Source organism: Acinetobacter sp. YH1901134 (assembly GCF_013416965.1).
Taxonomy (GTDB): domain Bacteria; phylum Pseudomonadota; class Gammaproteobacteria; order Pseudomonadales; family Moraxellaceae; genus Acinetobacter; species Acinetobacter amyesii.
In genome coordinates, this window is sequence record NZ_VPEW01000023.1 from 19,852 (window position 1) to 33,738 (window position 13,887).

Annotated in this window: 18 protein-coding genes; 14 read left to right on the forward strand and 4 right to left on the reverse strand. The window is 41.7% G+C overall.

The features are described from left to right. Nucleotides 1-11: 11 nt before the first annotated feature. On the reverse strand, nt 12-629 hold the full coding sequence (locus FTV50_RS15780; protein ID WP_078190059.1) for an L-threonylcarbamoyladenylate synthase: 618 nt from the start codon (nt 627-629) through the stop codon (nt 12-14). Nucleotides 630-718: 89 nt separating this feature from the next. Continuing rightward, nucleotides 719-1,381, reverse strand: a complete 663-nt coding sequence (locus FTV50_RS15785; RefSeq protein ID WP_180025025.1) for an elongation factor P hydroxylase — start codon at nt 1,379-1,381, stop codon at nt 719-721. Between the two features lie 97 nt (nt 1,382-1,478). Here FTV50_RS15785 and FTV50_RS15790 point away from each other — a divergent pair, with 97 nt between their 5' ends. From FTV50_RS15790 to FTV50_RS15830, 9 genes are all read left to right on the forward strand, one after another. After that, nucleotides 1,479-2,036: a DUF177 domain-containing protein gene (locus tag FTV50_RS15790; RefSeq protein ID WP_078194223.1), complete on the forward strand. Its 558-nt coding sequence runs from the start codon at nt 1,479-1,481 to the stop codon at nt 2,034-2,036. Nucleotides 2,037-2,113: 77 nt separating this feature from the next. Next, the gene (gene rpmF, locus FTV50_RS15795) at nt 2,114-2,296 is read left to right on the forward strand and encodes a 50S ribosomal protein L32 (protein WP_004279227.1); all 183 of its coding nucleotides are present in this window, start codon (nt 2,114-2,116) and stop codon (nt 2,294-2,296) included. Nucleotides 2,297-2,501: 205 nt separating this feature from the next. Then, entirely contained in the window at nt 2,502-3,482 is a 981-nt protein-coding gene (gene fabD / locus FTV50_RS15800) for an ACP S-malonyltransferase (protein ID WP_180025026.1), read from the forward strand. Continuing rightward, complete coding sequence (fabG, locus tag FTV50_RS15805; RefSeq protein WP_180025027.1) at nt 3,479-4,213, forward strand: 3-oxoacyl-ACP reductase FabG; 735 nt, start codon at nt 3,479-3,481, stop codon at nt 4,211-4,213. The genes fabD and fabG overlap by 4 nt, the downstream gene beginning before the upstream one ends. A gap of 85 nt (nt 4,214-4,298) precedes the next feature. After that, nucleotides 4,299-4,535, forward strand: coding sequence for an acyl carrier protein (acpP, locus tag FTV50_RS15810; RefSeq protein ID WP_078190054.1), 237 nt, complete (start codon nt 4,299-4,301; stop codon nt 4,533-4,535). A gap of 191 nt (nt 4,536-4,726) precedes the next feature. Next, nucleotides 4,727-5,200, forward strand: coding sequence for a peptidoglycan-binding protein LysM (lysM, locus tag FTV50_RS15815; protein ID WP_078190053.1), 474 nt, complete (start codon nt 4,727-4,729; stop codon nt 5,198-5,200). 154 nt (nt 5,201-5,354) lie between these two features. Further along, on the forward strand, nt 5,355-5,561 hold the full coding sequence (locus FTV50_RS15820) for a hypothetical protein (RefSeq protein WP_180025028.1): 207 nt from the start codon (nt 5,355-5,357) through the stop codon (nt 5,559-5,561). 27 nt (nt 5,562-5,588) lie between these two features. Further along, nucleotides 5,589-5,798: a hypothetical protein gene (locus FTV50_RS15825; protein ID WP_180025029.1), complete on the forward strand. Its 210-nt coding sequence runs from the start codon at nt 5,589-5,591 to the stop codon at nt 5,796-5,798. Nucleotides 5,799-6,065: 267 nt separating this feature from the next. Further along, complete coding sequence (locus FTV50_RS15830; RefSeq protein WP_180025030.1) at nt 6,066-6,503, forward strand: hypothetical protein; 438 nt, start codon at nt 6,066-6,068, stop codon at nt 6,501-6,503. 122 nt (nt 6,504-6,625) lie between these two features. Here FTV50_RS15830 and hemJ read toward each other — a convergent pair whose 3' ends face one another. Then, nucleotides 6,626-7,078, reverse strand: coding sequence for a protoporphyrinogen oxidase HemJ (gene hemJ, locus FTV50_RS15835; RefSeq protein WP_180025031.1), 453 nt, complete (start codon nt 7,076-7,078; stop codon nt 6,626-6,628). A gap of 68 nt (nt 7,079-7,146) precedes the next feature. Continuing rightward, entirely contained in the window at nt 7,147-8,376 is a 1,230-nt protein-coding gene (locus tag FTV50_RS15840) for a beta-ketoacyl synthase N-terminal-like domain-containing protein (protein ID WP_111885033.1), read from the reverse strand. Nucleotides 8,377-8,649: 273 nt separating this feature from the next. Here FTV50_RS15840 and FTV50_RS15845 point away from each other — a divergent pair, with 273 nt between their 5' ends. The 5 genes from FTV50_RS15845 to FTV50_RS15865 all read left to right on the forward strand — a co-directional run. Then, nucleotides 8,650-10,110, forward strand: a complete 1,461-nt coding sequence (locus tag FTV50_RS15845) for an EcsC family protein (RefSeq protein WP_180025032.1) — start codon at nt 8,650-8,652, stop codon at nt 10,108-10,110. A gap of 155 nt (nt 10,111-10,265) precedes the next feature. Continuing rightward, on the forward strand, nt 10,266-10,640 hold the full coding sequence (gene rpsL, locus FTV50_RS15850; RefSeq protein ID WP_000246374.1) for a 30S ribosomal protein S12: 375 nt from the start codon (nt 10,266-10,268) through the stop codon (nt 10,638-10,640). A 178-nt stretch (nt 10,641-10,818) separates the two neighbouring features. Next, nucleotides 10,819-11,289, forward strand: coding sequence for a 30S ribosomal protein S7 (gene rpsG, locus FTV50_RS15855; protein ID WP_005011815.1), 471 nt, complete (start codon nt 10,819-10,821; stop codon nt 11,287-11,289). A 131-nt stretch (nt 11,290-11,420) separates the two neighbouring features. Then, nucleotides 11,421-13,556, forward strand: coding sequence for an elongation factor G (gene fusA / locus FTV50_RS15860; RefSeq protein ID WP_111885035.1), 2,136 nt, complete (start codon nt 11,421-11,423; stop codon nt 13,554-13,556). A gap of 93 nt (nt 13,557-13,649) precedes the next feature. Then, nucleotides 13,650-13,887 (forward strand): GTP-binding protein (locus FTV50_RS15865; protein ID WP_257223942.1); only part of this gene is annotated, 238 nt, incomplete at its 3' end.

Genomic DNA, 13,887 nt, shown 5'->3' on the forward strand with positions numbered 1-13,887 from the left:
AACAGTACATGCTATTCAAAGGCACTGACATCACCGACACCACGGCGAATCACTTCAGGGTATTCACCTGCAAGGTTTACAACGCTAGTGGTATTTAAAGTACCTAAACCGCCATCAATCAATACATCTATGCGTTTACCGATTTGCAGTTCAATTTCGTAAGGATCATCAATCGGTTCTTTTTGGCCCGGTAAAATTAAGGTCGATGTTAATAAAGGCTCACCCAATTCTTTGAGTAATAATTGGCAAATCGGGTTGCTCGGAATACGCAGTCCAATGGTTTTCTTTTTAGGATGCATTAAACGGCGAGGAACTTCACTGGTCGCAGGCAAAATAAAGGTGGTGACAGCAGGGGTGTTATTTTTCAATAGACGATACATGGCATTGTCGACTTTGGCATACGTGGCAATGTCAGATAAATCTGCACAAATAATCGCATATTGATGTTTAGCATCGAGCTGACGAATTTGGGCAATGCGTTCCATGGCATTTTTGTTCCCAATCTGGCAACCGATGGCATAGGCGGCATCTGTAGGATAAACCACCACATCGCCGGCACGAATCCGTTCAACGGCCTGCGTAATTAAACGGGGCTGAGGATTTTCCGGATGTATTCTTAAATGCAACATGTCGTTTTCCTCTTATTATTAAAAGCTCTAGACATTATGTCGCGGTCTATTCGCTTTGTGCAATGCGAAATGCAGTCAAATTGTATAATTTAATCAAGCATTTCACGTTGAAATTCATTCGCCTGTAACATTTTGCCAGCACGTGTACAGTGACAAATGCATTGGATAAAGCGCCAAGCATCGCGTGGAAGTTTGGCTTCGCCCTTAAAATAAGCCTGTAATTGTGCATAGACATTGTCTTTAAAGCTGCTGCCATCTCCGCCTTCACCAGTGAGGTTATCGAGTGATACACGAAACTTACGTCCAAAGGCTTTGGCAAATAACCATTCGATCGCTTGCGGCTTAATTTCTACCTGTTCAAAGAGGGCTTGTTGCTCTTTGCTGCGACCATCTGGTGCATACCAATAGCCTAAGTCAGGAAGTAAACGGCGTTGATCACCAGCAATAGTCCAATGACTAATTTCATGCAAGGCGCTATTGAAATAACCATGAGCAAATTGAATGCGGGCAGGGCCGTTTAAATCGGCAGGAAAGTACTCGGGCTCACAGTCACCTTTCACTAAGCACACATTCAGGTGGGAAAACCAATGATTAAAGTGTAAGATGAGCCAATCGACGTGTTCTGTTTCTGTGGAAAGTTTCTCCCAAGCCGAGAGTTGCACTTGGTCAGTTGAAATGTCAGAATCAAGCGTTGAAATTGTGCTCATAAGTGATGAAACATTCACTTCTGTTTGCGGCTGCAACAGATGCATAACTTAAGTTACCCAAATGGTCTGTCTAAATAAGTACAAAATTGTATCTTAATCTTTGACAGAGTACTGATGAATTTGTAGAATTGCCGCCTTAATTATGTCAGCAAATACCTTTCCGGCACAGATTGAGCCGTTTAAATGGGCTGAACAGGGCTTTAAATGGTCAGGAACACTGCCATTATCTCGCTTTGTTCGTATTGCTCGTGAAGCTGTTGGATCAATTGATGATCAATTGATTAACATAGACTGTAAGCTATCAATGGATGCTTATCATCGCATTGTATGGCTAGATGGTCATGTTGAAACAAATGTTCCAATGGAATGCCAGCGTTGTCTGGATACTGTTGAGATCCCACTTGTTTCAAGTTTTCATCTAGCTCTTGTAGATGACGAGTCACTGATAGAGCGCTTGGATGAGGATGCTGATTTCATCGTTTTAGGTGAAAGTGAAGCAACAACCAAAGGTTCATATGATGCGCCTGCGACTGCTGATTTACTCTCACTGATAGAGGATGAATTGTTATTGTTGATGCCTTTGTCACCTAAGCATGACGCTTGTGAACATAAGCATCAACCTGCCGCTGAAGAGCTTGTTGAAGAAAAACGGGACAACCCATTTGATGTTTTGGCAGGTTTGAAGGGTAAACTTAACTAATTTTTGTGTTATACTCTTGAGTATAAGACAATCGAATTTGTTCTGATCCATTTTTTCGATCTTTGTAAGGAGCCATCATGGCCGTTCAGCAAAACCGTAAAAGTCGCTCTCGCCGTGACATGCGCCGTTCACATGACGCTTTAACCGAGAATGCATTAACTGTAGACCAAGCTACTGGCGAGACTCACCGTCGTCACCACGTATCTAAAGATGGTATCTACCGTGGTCGTCAATTATTCGCTAAAGCATCTGCTGAATAATTGGTGATGTATTAAGCGTCAAGCTTAGTAGAAAAAATGGGAGCGTTAAGCTCCCTTTTTTTGTACCGATTTTTTGTTGCATTTGGCAATTACCAAGACAAAAATTAAGTGTTAAATTTCCGTCCCTGAAACAAGCTTACATGGGATTGTGTTGAATAAGTGTCCAAATAGCATAAATTCACCAGTCTTGATAAAGGATTTTTTTATGTCTGCTAAACAACTCGAGCAAGCAGCTCAAGCTACTAAAACTGCATTCGTGTTCCCGGGTCAAGGGTCACAGAAAGTCGGCATGCTCGCTGAACTTGCAGAACAGTTTAGTAGTGTGCAAGCAACATTTGCAGAAGCATCAGAAGCGGCTGGCTTTGATCTTTGGCAAATTGCTCAAAGTGGTGAAGGGTTAAACCAAACAGAATTTACTCAACCTGTACTCCTGACTGCCAGTATTGCTTTATGGCGTGTGTGGTTAGAGTTAGGTGGTGTTGCACCGAAATACCTTGCAGGTCACTCATTAGGTGAATACAGCGCCTTGGTTGCTGCAGGTGCGATGAGCCTAGGTGATGCCGTTAAACTGGTGAACCTACGTGGTCAGTTAATGCAAAGTGCTGTACCTGAAGGTCAAGGTGCAATGGCGGCAATTTTGGGTCTAGATGATGCCAAAGTCATTGAACTTTGTGCTCAAGCAGAAGGCCCAGGTTCAGTAGATGCTGCAAACTACAATGCACAAGGTCAAGTTGTCATTGCGGGCGATAAAGCAATGGTTGAAGCGGTTATGGCTGCTGCTAAAGAAAATGGCGGTAAGGCAATCGCACTTCCGGTTTCTGTGCCATCGCATTGTGCATTGATGAAACCTGCTGCTGAACAGTTTGCGACAGCATTGGAACAAACTGCCATTGAGCTGCCTACTATACCTGTAATACAAAATGTAGGCGCTGAAATCGCGACTGATGTAGCGCAATTACGTCAGGCGTTAACTGCACAGTTATACCAATCTGTACAGTGGACAAAGACCATGCAGTATTTGCAAGACCAAGGTATTCAGTACATTGCTGAATGTGGTCCGGGTAATGTCCTTGCGAATCTCGCAAAACGTTTGCCAAATATTGAAAAAGCATTCCCACTCGACACGAAAGGTCGTATGGAAGATGCACTGAATGCCATTTTAGTGGCAGAAGGGAAAATTGCATGACACAAGAACGCAAAGTTGCTTTAGTAACAGGTGCGAGCCGAGGGATTGGAGCAGCAATTGCTCAGCAATTGATTCAAGACGGTTATTTTGTTGTAGGTACGGCAACATCAGAAGCGGGTGCAGAAAAATTATCTGCTGCTTATGCTGAAAATGGTGCGGGTAAAGTTCTAGATGTACGTGATGCAACTGCAATTGATGCATTGGTATCAGACATTGAGCAAAACTTTGGTTCAGTATTGGTTTTAGTGAACAATGCTGGTATTACCAAAGATAATTTGTTACTTCGTATGTCAGAAGATGATTGGGATGACATTCTCAACATTCATTTGAAAGCCGTTTATCGACTTTCTAAACGTGTTTTAAAGGGTATGACCAAAGCACGTTTTGGCCGAATTATTAATATTAGTTCTGTGGTTGCACATTTTGCTAACCCAGGACAAGCAAACTATTCTGCTGCAAAAGCAGGGATTGAGGCCTTTGGTCGCAGCCTTGCAAAAGAGATGGGAAGCCGCCAAATCACTGTAAATGCAGTGGCTCCGGGCTTTATTGCAACAGAAATGACAGAACAGTTAAGCGAAGAAATTCGTAAAAAGATGAGTGATCAAGTGGCTTTAAACCGTTTAGGTGAGCCGCAAGATATCGCAAATGCCGTAAGTTTTCTTGCTTCTGAAAAGGCAAGTTACATTACCGGAACTGTATTACATGTAAATGGTGGTTTATACATGAGCTAAGCGCTCAAGTATAAACTTTCAAAACGATTTAGATTCAATTAAACTAACGGCATTAAAAACGCCACAAGCAATGAGGAGAATTCCTGTGAGCGATATCGAACAACGCGTAAAACAAGCAGTAGCTGAACAACTTGGTCTTAAAGCAGACGAGATCAAAAACGAAGCTTCTTTCATGGATGACTTAGGTGCAGACTCTCTAGACCTAGTTGAATTAGTTATGTCTTTCGAAAACGATTTCGACATCACTATTCCTGATGAAGATTCAAACGAAATCACTACTGTACAATCTGCAATTGACTACGTTTCTAAGAAACTAGGTTAATTTTAGATTTCAGCGATGCTGATTTAAAAAGCCACCATTCGGTGGCTTTTTTTATGCCGAATATTTTGTTTTTACATTAGCTTACGTTTCTGTCACCAACAACAACTCAAAAGCGGTTATTTTTTAGCTATAAGAATAGAGTTTGAACAATAGTTAAATGATTTAAAACAGTAAAAACAACGGAGAAAAATATGGGTCTTTTTGATTTTGTAAAAGGTATTGGTAAAAAAAATACAGCGCCTGCGGAACCTCAAGCAGCGCCAGCAACACCTTCTGAACCATCTGCACAAGAAATTGCCAATAAGTTATTGGGTCATATCAAAGCACTGGGCTTGCCTGTAACTGGTTTGTCTGTGAGTTATAACGGTACTTCAGATCTAGCAACAGTGAAAGGTCAGGTACAAAGCCAAGCAGATCGTGAAAAGATTATCTTAGCAGTAGGGAATATTGATCATGTGGCACAAGTAGATGATCAGTTAACAGTGACGAGTCCTGAGCCTGAAAGTAAGTTCTATACTGTTAAGTCGGGAGATAACCTGTCTAAAATCTCTAAAGAATTTTATGGTGATGCAAATCAATACAATAAAATTTTTGAAGCAAACCGTCCTTTGTTAAAAAATGCTGATGACATTTTCCCAGGGCAAGTGCTGCGTATTCCTGCATAAATATTTGTGTTTACAGTAAAAAAAGCCATCTTGTGATGGCTTTTTTTTGTATGCGTGAATGGTGGAGTTGAATATAATGCGGCTGAAATAATTCAAAATAAGAAATCAATGAAAAAAAATCATCTTTATTTTCTTGCTGTTGCTTGCAGTTGTTGTGTGTTTTTGTCTTTGGTTGAGGTGGGATGAGCGTATTGATCCTTGGGTGCTCAAGTGGCAGCAGTCTGATATTTTTTATCATTCAAATTACACACAAGAGCCGTATTTTAACTTGCTTGGGCTGAATGCTGCAGATCGGTTTTCAGTATTGAATGTTGGGCGCTATCGTTATCATCAAGATTGGGCATTTAGTTTGTTGGGGTAAGAGCATCAGAATGCATTGGGCCAGCCATTGAATGTGAGGCTAACGCGTGAAAAGTGGTCAGAAGAACAGACGAATTTAGTTGCTGAGTTTCAGCAATTGCTGGTCGATGATCCTACGGCGGTTAGTGCATTTGTTGTTGAGCATCGTCTAGTACTTGGTGCGTTGATACAGCAAGAAATGTGCCGTTGCAGCGCTTTAACACATGGTTGCAGCATGCAGACCAATACCGCAGTTTAAGTATGCCGAGCAATTCCACATATCCAGACTTAAGTATTTAAATCAGTTGGCGATCCTTTATCAGATCAATATTGCGTTAAATAAAGAGGATAAGCTGGATGAATATATGGCTGAATATCAAAGATTGCAGCAGATGCTTGAGCGCCCGATCTCATTGGTTGAAAGGATGTTGATTCAAAGCTGGCTGGCACGTTATGTTCGAATTAACGTAATGAGCAGTTAAAGACTGGACAAGTAGTTTATTTGTAGCCTTTAAGTGCCAGTCAGTTGAGTTTGCGCTCAGCAGCACAATTCGAAGCCTATGGCGTATATGCGGTGTTGAAGCAGGTGCAGCAATCATCGGGCTGGAGTACCTCGTTGATCTATTGGTTTTATTTGCCAAATCAAACTGCGAATCAATTGTTTAAGCAATATGAAAAGGCGGCTCAGCTATCTGAGCTTTCTTATGATTCGTTTAGGGTGCAGGCTGGTCAAGAGCAGGAACAGTATTCATCTTGGCATATCAAAAACTATTTGGGCAATACTTTGTCCAATATAGAGGGGGCTTGGGAGCGCTATGTGCTTGCAGGGCACATTTTGAATGATCGTATTATGATTTTTAATTTGTTGAATCAGGGTGCGACTGATTTAACGCAGTTGAATCAAAATAGCCACGGGCGACGTTTCTTTAAAAATGAGGGGGTGTTGTGTGCTGAAGAGCCGTAGCCGCGTGAGCAATTTAGAGCACACAATTGGAATATTTTAGATAGCTGTGTGCAGTTGTAATTTTTGAATATGAAATAAGATAAATAAAAAGCCCCAATGAGTAGGGGCTTTTTTATAGTCGTTTAGAAGTTTGGCTTCACTACAACTAAAATAACAACCGCAAATAAAATCAAAGTGGGCATTTCATTAAAATAACGCCAGAATTTATGCGACTTATAATGTGCATTTTCGATAAGCTTTTTACGGTAATAACCACATACAAAATGATAAATTACCAATAGTCCAACCAATCCAACTTTTAAATAGAACCAAAGCGCTTCATGGTAGTGTTGTGTTGCATCACCCCAATCGACGAGGAAGTGCGCCGTGATCAGTGTAGCAATCATTGCAGGCCACATAATGCCACGGTATAGCTTGCGTTCCATGATTTGAAAGCGCTGATGACTCGTAGCATCATCACTCATAGCGTGGTAGACATAAAGGCGAGGGAGATAGAATAGCGCTGCGAACCAGCAAACAACTGCGATGATATGTAATGCTTTGACCCAGAGGAAAGCATCTGATGGAGCATCCATATATTGACCCTTAAAAGGGCGGTGGGTGTGTGCTTTGGCACCGAAGCGCCAAAGCAGCAAACTTTATATTAAGCTTCCCATTTTTTGAAAACGAGGCAAGCGTTTACACCGCCAAAACCAAAACTGTTACTCATCACAGTATTCAATTTTGCATCACGTTTTTCAAGTACGATATCAAAAGGTTTTGCGCCTTCGTCAAGTTCAGTCACGTTGATGTTCGGTGCTATAAAGTCATTTTGCATCATTAAAATAGAGTAAATCGCTTCTTGTACACCTGCAGCACCCAGACTGTGACCGGTCATCGACTTGGTTGAGCTGAGCGGAGGAACTTGCCCTTCACCGAAAGCACGCTCCATCGCTTTAAGTTCAGTGACATCGCCTGCCGGAGTAGATGTACCATGTGTATTAACATAGTCGATGGTATCTACACCATGTTGTTTAGCTTCTTCTAAAGCCATAAGGATACAACGCGTCGCACCTTCGCCCGATGGTGCAACCATGTCAGCGCCGTCAGAATTTGCTGCATAGCCGACAACTTCAGCCAAAATGTTTGCACCACGTGCTTGAGCATGTTCAAGTGACTCTAGTACAACGAAGCCACCGCCGCCAGCGATCACGAAACCGTCACGGTCAGCAGAGTAAGGGCGTGAAGCAGTCTCTGGAGTGTCGTTATATTTTGAACAAAGTGCGCCCATTGCATCAAATAAAAGACTTTGTGACCAATGGTCTTCTTCACCACCACCGGCAAGCATTAAGTCTTGTTTGCCTAATTGAATCAGGTTGTATGCATAACCAATGGCATCTGCAGATGTTGCACAAGCGCTAGTAATCGTATGTGCAATACCTTGCATTTTAAATGCCACACCCACGTTTGCGGTAATGGTGTTGGTCATGTTACGTGGTACAAAGAATGGACCAACTTTACGTGCACCTTTGGTGTCTAGAAGTTCTTTCATTTCCACAACAGATGCAGTTGAACCACCACCTGACCCACCCGCAATACCGTAACGTGGATTACCGCCAATTTGTTCTGCTGTTAAGCCTGCATTTTCTACCGCAGCCAAAGCTGAGTTGTATGCATACATTGCGCATACGCCCATAAAGCGTTTTAAACGGCGGTCAATACCGTCAAAGTTTTGTTCTGCAGCCGCACTGACATGACTTTTAAAATTAAGTTCAGCATAACTTGGGTTGAAACGTGTTCCAGAAATCCCGTTTTGCAAAGAATGAGTGACATCTTCTAATGTATTACCAATGCATGAGTTGATGCCCATACCAGTGATTACAACACGTTTCATCTACAGATCCTTTATAGGTAGTGTGTGAGCAAGCTATTGAAAGTATACGAAGGAAACTTTCTAAATAGGCGAACTCATATAATTTGATTGGAATAATGATAGCAGAAAGCTTTTTGAATTCTTATGGCAAATCCTATGCCTATTTTTGACTGAGCTAATTTGCAACGATGCAGCAAAAAACTTAACTTAAAGATACATATTCAAGTTGTGATAAAGTTTGACTACACCTAGTATTTATCAATAATTTAAAGAATGGTTTTAATGAGGTAGTGAATGGTGAAAACGAATAATAAACCAACGGCAGGTCTACTCTCAAACGCCTTTGGAGTGGCTAAAAAGCTCAGTTCTACTGGGGTGTCCATCATTAATCATGTCGCACCCGAATCCGTAACTAAGGTCATTCAACCTCAAAAAAATGGTCAAACCTTGGAGGGTCAGTCAAGGCAAGCGGGCGTATTTGATGTAAAAAAATATGATAATCCTCAGCAAATCTTGCGTGAACACGTTCCAAATGTTTCTAGACAATTATTGGGTCGACATTTTAATACCGTAAATAATGTGGCTAATTTTGTTGCTCCTCAATTTAGTGACAAAATTTCTGATTATTTATTTGATCGACTGAATAATTTTAGTTCGGATATTTCATCTGTAGATGCTGTACTGGATGAAGCTGGGGTACGTGATTTAGAAGAGTTGACACAAGATGTCGATCGTTCGCGTCGTATTAGTCAGGCTCTGGGTGAGCAAAATAAATGGCTTGCTTCGATTCAAGGGGCTTTAACAGGTGCGACAGGTGTCATTGGTTCAAGTATTGATATCCCTGCTTCACTGATTATGACTCTGCGAGTGATTTATCAAGTTGGACGTTCTTATGGTTTCGATTTAAGTAAAGAAAGTGACCAAGATATTGTTCAGTTTATTTTTAAACAGGTCGACTTGAGTTTAATTGCAGAAAAACAAACTTTGCTTATGGCAATAAAAGCTCTGAGTAGTACGCTACAAAATAGTGATTTACATCAATTGCAGCAATTGGTGGGTTCAGATACTGATGCAGCAGCATTGAAAAAATATGTACTAGATGAAAATGGTCAGTTTAAGTGGGCATGGCTCAATCAAATGCCAAAAGTTTCATTGTTAAATCAGCTATCACGATTATCTCCTGTGGCGAGTGTTGGTGTAAGTGTGGTGTATAGTCGCCGTTTAGTGGATGAAGTGAATCAGAAGGCACAGCAAGTCTTTTCTAATGCGCGCCAATATATTTTGCAGCATCAGGATATTAGCTTGTCACCTTTACATGCCTATGAGCGTTCTCTTGAGTTGCTTGCTCAAGCAACACCTAAATTACTAGAAGGTATTAAGGCGAAAGATATTGATTTGGCTGAGCCTGTACTAGATCAGACCATAGATGTTACAGGTCATGAGAGTATCCGCGCAGTAAAAGTCATCAAAAAAGCACAAGTTAAAAACTCTGATGCAGCCGAAGTGGAAGTAGAGCAGGAACAAAAAGTCTCAGAAGGTTTGGAGGCACTTGCGGAGAAAGTTGTTGAGCCTCATGCACCCGGGGCTGCGCAAAAACCTGCTTTAGCTGAAAAAGATGAGTTTGATGTGTTGGAATCTGTACAGCAGGAGGATGTCTCCGTGGAAAAAGCTGCACCCAAAACTAAGCCGCGTAAAGCCAAAACAGCAGCCGTAGATAAAGTTACAAAAAAATCAGCAGATTCTTCTGAAAAATAAACTATTTATTTGTGGGTGAAAAATTGCGCAAATCATGATGAATAAATGTTTTCGATGATCGTATATTGTTGACCAATTTTAAGTCTTCGCTTACAATTGCATGCCCTCAAAAAGTAGTATTTTTTGGGGCTTTTTATTAACGGGAGAATTGCCAAATGGCAACAACAAATCAGTTGATCCGTAAGGGTCGTACAACTTTAGTTGAAAAATCTAAAGTTCCTGCGTTGAAGGCTTGTCCACAACGTCGTGGTGTTTGTACACGTGTTTACACAACTACACCTAAAAAACCTAACTCAGCAATGCGTAAAGTTTGCCGTGTTCGCTTAACTTCAGGTTTTGAAGTTTCTAGCTACATCGGTGGTGAAGGCCATAACTTACAAGAGCACAGTGTTGTTCTTATCCGTGGTGGTCGTGTTAAAGATTTACCAGGTGTACGTTACCATACCGTTCGTGGTTCTTTAGACTGTGCTGGTGTTAAAGATCGTAACCAGTCTCGTTCTAAATACGGTGCTAAACGTCCTAAGAAATAATCTGAAAAGATTAACTTCTTAGTTCGTTAGAACTGCAATCCTTTATCGTCTCGCTTGTCTGATTTCTGCATTTTTTGTGAAAATTCCAAGCGACGTATAGTAAGGCCAGCGAAAGCACATGACACTTTGTGCACCTGCTGGAGTAACCTGAAGTGTCATATTTATTAGGTGTATTAAAATGCCAAGACGTCGCGTAGTTGCTGCCCGTGAAATCCTTCCGGATCCTAAGTTCAGCAGCCAAACAATCGCTAAATTCATGAACCACGTAATGCAAGATGGTAAAAAATCTATTGCTGAAAGTATCGTTTACGGTGCTTTAGACCGCGTTCAAGAAAAATCTAAAGTAGACCCAGTTGAATTTTTTGAGACTACTCTTGAAAAAGTTCGTCCTATGGTCGAAGTAAAAGCACGCCGTGTTGGTGGTGCTACATACCAAGTGCCTATGGAAGTACGCCCATCCCGTCGTACTGCCTTGGCTATGCGTTGGTTAGTAGATGCTGCTGCTAAGCGTTCTGAAAAAACTATGGCTTTACGTCTTGCTGGTGAGTTGCTTGATGCAGCTGAAGGTAAAGGCGCAGCGATCAAAAAACGTGAAGATGTGCATCGTATGGCTGAAGCCAACAAAGCCTTCTCTCATTACCGTTTCTAAGCGGATAAAACAGCCCCTATTCAGGAGGGTGACAAATCAGTTGTCACTGTTTTGTCATCGAATCGCTTTAAGTTGCTATGCAGCTTAAAGCGTCCTGTTTTAAACAACAAAATTTAGGAATGCTAGAAATCATGGCTCGTCAAACCCCAATTTCTCGTTATCGTAACATTGGTATCTCTGCGCACATTGATGCTGGTAAAACTACCACTTCAGAACGTATTTTGTTCTACACAGGTGAGAGTCACAAACTTGGTGAAACTCACGAAGGTTCTGCAACTACAGACTGGATGGAACAAGAGCAAGAACGTGGTATTACTATTACCTCAGCGGCAGTAACATGCTTCTGGAAAGGGATGGGTAACCAATTCGAACAGCACCGTATTAACGTAATTGATACCCCAGGACACGTAGACTTCACTATTGAAGTTGAACGTTCTATGCGTGTTCTTGATGGTGCATGCATGGTTTACTGTGCTGTAGGTGGTGTACAACCTCAGTCTGAAACTGTATGGCGTCAAGCAAATAAATATAAAGTTCCACGTATTGCATTCGTGAACAAAATGGACCGTACTGGTGCGAACTTCTTCCGTGCTGTTGAACAAGTTAAAACACGTCTTGGTGGTAATCCAGTGCCAATCGTTGTTCCAATCGGTGCAGAAGAAAACTTCCAGGGTGTTGTTGACCTAATCGAAATGAAAGCGATTATCTGGGACGAAGCGTCTCAAGGTATGAAGTTTGAATATGGCGAAATCCCTGCTGAATTAGTTGATACTGCTAACGAATGGCGTACTAACATGGTTGAAGCTGCTGCGGAAGCATCAGAAGAACTCATGGACAAGTACCTTGAAGAAGGTGAGTTAACTAAAGAAGAAATCGTTTCAGGTTTACGTGCACGTACATTGTTGAATGAAATTCAACCAATGCTTTGTGGTTCAGCGTTCAAAAACAAAGGTGTTCAACGTATGTTGGATGCTGTAATTGAATTCTTACCTGCGCCGACTGATGTCGAGGCGATTAAAGGTATCCTTGACGACAAAGACGAAACTGAAGGTTCTCGTGAAGCGTCTGATGATGCTCCGTTCTCTGCGCTTGCGTTCAAAATCATGAACGACAAATTTGTAGGTAACTTAACATTCGTACGTGTTTACTCTGGTGTGCTTAAAGCAGGTAGCCCTTGCTATAACCCAGTTAAAATGAAGCGCGAACGTGTTGGCCGTATCGTACAGATGCACGCAAATGACCGTCACGATATTGAAGAAATTCGTGCGGGTGATATCGCAGCATGTGTAGGTCTTAAAGATACTACTACTGGTGATACATTATGTGATGAAAATAATGTAATTACACTAGAGCGTATGGAATTCCCAGAGCCAGTAATTGCGCTTGCGGTTGAGCCTAAAACTAAAGCAGACCAAGAAAAAATGTCAGTTGCTTTAGGTCGTTTGGCGAAAGAAGACCCTTCATTCCGCGTACGTACTGACGAAGAATCTGGTCAAACAATTATTGCTGGTATGGGTGAGCTTCACCTTGACATTATTGTTGACCGTATGAAGCGTGAATTCAACGTTGAAGCGAACATTGGTAAACCAATGGTTGCGTATCGTGAAACTATTAAAAAGTCAGTTGAACAAGAAGGTAAGTTCGTACGTCAAACTGGTGGTAAAGGTAAGTTTGGTCACGTATACGTACGTTTAGAACCACTTGCTGAAGATGCTGGTAAAGACTACGAGTTCGCTGAAGAAGTTGTTGGTGGTGTAGTACCTAAAGAATTCTTCGGTGCGGTTGACAAAGGTATCCAAGAACGTATGAAGAATGGTGTCCTAGCTGGTTATCCAGTTGTTGGCATCAAAGCGACATTGTTCGATGGTTCTTACCATGACGTCGACTCTGACGAATTATCGTTCAAAATGGCTGGTTCTTACGCATTCCGTGACGGTTTCATGAAAGCAGATCCTGTTCTTCTTGAGCCTATCATGAAAGTTGAAGTAGAAACTCCAGAAGACTACATGGGCGATATCATGGGTGACTTAAACCGTCGTCGTGGTCTTGTTCAAGGTATGGACGATTTACCTGGTGGTACTAAAGCTATCCGTGCAGAAGTTCCACTTTCTGAGATGTTTGGTTACGCAACACATATGCGTTCTATGTCTCAAGGTCGTGCGACTTATTCTATGGAATTCGCTAAATACGCTGAAACACCACGTAACGTGGCCGAAGGCATCATCGCTAAGTTCCAATCTGGCGGTAAAAAAGGTGACGACGAGTAATCTTTCGATTACTATAAGCCCAAACTAATTCATAGTTAAAAACCAAATGCTCATGCAGTATCCCTGCATGAGTAGTTTAAAAAGGAAGATCTCATGGCTAAGGCTAAGTTCGAACGTAATAAGCCACACGTTAACGTGGGTACAATTGGTCACGTCGACCACGGTAAAACTACTTTAACAGCTGCAATTGCAACTGTATGTGCGAAAAAATTCGGTGGTGAAGCGAAAGATTACGCTGCAATCGACTCTGCACCAGAAGAAAAAGCACGTGGTATTACAATTAATACTTCACACGTAGAATACGATTCTCCAATCCGTCACTACGCTCACG